This is a genomic window from Cohnella luojiensis (assembly GCF_004564235.1).
GTDB classification, from domain to species: Bacteria; Bacillota; Bacilli; order Paenibacillales; family Paenibacillaceae; genus Cohnella; species Cohnella luojiensis.
Genome location: NZ_SOMN01000081.1, coordinates 1 through 1,827 on the forward strand (window position 1 = coordinate 1; position 1,827 = coordinate 1,827).

Consider the following 1,827-nt stretch of genomic DNA (forward strand, 5'->3'; position numbering starts at 1 on the left):
TCAGAAATCAAACTGAAGTTGGATATATCTGGATTCTACAATTCGAGGCTTAACAACAGAATACCTGCCTAAGCAGGCAGTGAAGGCGCTTTGGTTGAAGCTTCGTCGTTGGCTTCTCCGGTTTAACCACTTGTACAGGATTCGGATCGCCTGCGTATGAAAATCCCATAGGCTGGTGTAGTTTCCGATTAACCCAAAGTAATTATAGTAGCCTTGGAGTTTTGCATTTAATTTCGGAAAGAGTCGTCTAAGCCGCGTGTCCCGGTTTTCCCTGCACCATAGGGTGTAGGCAACAATCGATTTTCGTAACTTACTTCGGGATGTCCGTCGCTTCAGCAGGTCTTTCCCTTTGCGGGATACTCCCCATCGAAACTCGAATCCCAGAAATTCGAATGCCGGGCTGTCTTCCTTACGAAACCGAGAAAAGTTGATTAGGTTCGTCTTCTCCGCCGATAGCTCCAACCCGAATTTCCCCAATCGTTCCGTTAGTTCTCGGTAAAATCGCTGCGCATCCCGTTTGTATCGGAATGCGCAGATGAAATCGTCCGCATACCGACAGAGGTAGGCTTCTCCTTCGCCTTGTGACTTGATTCTTTTCTCGAACCAAAGGTCAAGCGCGTAATGGAGGTAAATATTCGCCAGTATTGGGCTGATAATGCCGCCCTGCGGACTTCCTGTTACAGGATGTTTTACCTTTCCGTCTATGTCCATGATCCCTGCTTTTAGCCATTTCCGGATTAGACCTAGGAACGCGCTATCCGCAATTCGTATTTCCAACATTTTTAACAGCCAATCATGATCGATATTTTCGAAGTAACCCTTGATATCTGCTTCTACGATGTAGCTGTATTTGCCGAATTGTAGCTCGTTCGTGATATCTTTAACGGCTTTCTGTGCGCCAGTATGTGGACGGTATCCGTAGCTGTTTGCACTGAATTCCGGCTCATAGATTGCGGTTAGAATACGAGCTGCTGCACGCTGGACAACTTTGTCCGAAACTGCAGGTATCCCGAGCGGGCGCTTCTTTCCGTTGCCTTTATCGATGTAGACTCTTCTTACCTTCTTCGCCCGGTAGGTTTTGTTTATGAGTTCTTCTGCTAGTGCCTCGACGTTCTGGTTCAGATCAGCGGCATAGTCACTTGCGGTGACCCCATCTATTCCAGCTGCCGCCTTCTTCTTTAGCTCGTTGAAAGCTTCCTTCAGCGCTTGCACATTTAGCAGTCGATACAAGTTCCCAAACCGGTGTGTTCGATCCTTTGTTGCCTTCTTCGTTATTCCCTGCAGGGAGGTTTGCCCATGTAATTCCGATCCAACATGTCCGGCACGGGTTTCCTTTGCAAGCTGCGTATTCCTGTCCATCCCTTCCCCCTGTAGCCGGCTTTCCCGTCTTCCGAGTACTATGAATGGATCCGAATCCCTTATGTGCCTTCGGTCTTCCTCTTTTTCGATTGTCCGACCTACCGTTTGTATTTTCAACGGAGCCATTAGGGTGCCTCCCAAGTTCCCGACTTTTCTCTCCATACATGCCACGTTCTTGGACCCCGACAGATCCTCCGAAACCTCACCATTTACGGTTTCTTCGCTTGGACTTCCGTGACGTTAAACACGTCGTCATCTGTTCTTTGTCTGTTTCCAGACTACAGGTTACGAGGCTCGATTTGCTTCAGGAGGTGCGTCTCCCTATGGCCTGCATGGTTCTCTGTGTACACTTCACCTGGCGGTCTCCCGTTTCGGCGCAACACGCGATAAGAGTGGTTGGTTAAACCTTGCTCTGCTTGGACTTTCACCTCGCAAGACAAGCCGAACTTGCTTGGCGTACTAACGTTC

2 protein-coding genes are annotated in these 1,827 nt (G+C 48.8%); both read right to left on the reverse strand.

Annotated elements, in window-relative coordinates:
- Positions 1-1,485, reverse strand: coding sequence for a group II intron reverse transcriptase/maturase (gene ltrA / locus E2980_RS23770; protein WP_205700023.1), 1,485 nt, complete (start codon positions 1,483-1,485; stop codon positions 1-3).
- A 152-nt stretch (positions 1,486-1,637) separates the two neighbouring features.
- Positions 1,638-1,827, reverse strand: a 190-nt coding sequence (locus E2980_RS24510) for a hypothetical protein (protein WP_205700024.1), incomplete at its 5' end; no start/stop codon positions are given.